The following is a 288-nucleotide window of genomic DNA, read 5'->3' as shown; positions in this document are numbered from 1 at the left end:
GAAGCCCCCCAGGGCCACCCGCCCGCATCTGGTCAGCAAGTGCGCGTCCGCCTCCAGGCAGGTCAGGCACACGCAGCGCACGGGCACGGGCACGCACCGGACGTCCCGCACCTGGTACACCACAGAGCGGTACCAGAGCTGCAAGAAGGTCCACAGCGGCACCGAGACATACACCCGGCCCCCTCGGTCGCAGCGGTGGTGCGTGGGCCTGGACGACGCCGACGGCGACACCGCCAGGGACGACGTCTGGTACCAGGTCGCCCGGGCCACCTACGACGAAGCCCATGG

The 288-nt window shown here is 71.2% G+C and carries 1 pseudogene; it reads left to right on the top strand.

The window, feature by feature from the left end:
* Positions 1 to 288: pseudogene (locus KVT44_RS56000) on the top strand (hypothetical protein); the annotation flags it as partial.

The organism is Streptomyces sp. GbtcB7, assembly GCF_019091445.1.
In the GTDB taxonomy this organism is placed as follows: domain Bacteria; phylum Actinomycetota; class Actinomycetes; order Streptomycetales; family Streptomycetaceae; genus Streptomyces; species Streptomyces mirabilis.
The sequence above is the reverse complement of the archived record's forward strand: the minus strand, read 5'-3'. Positions and strand labels throughout refer to the sequence as shown.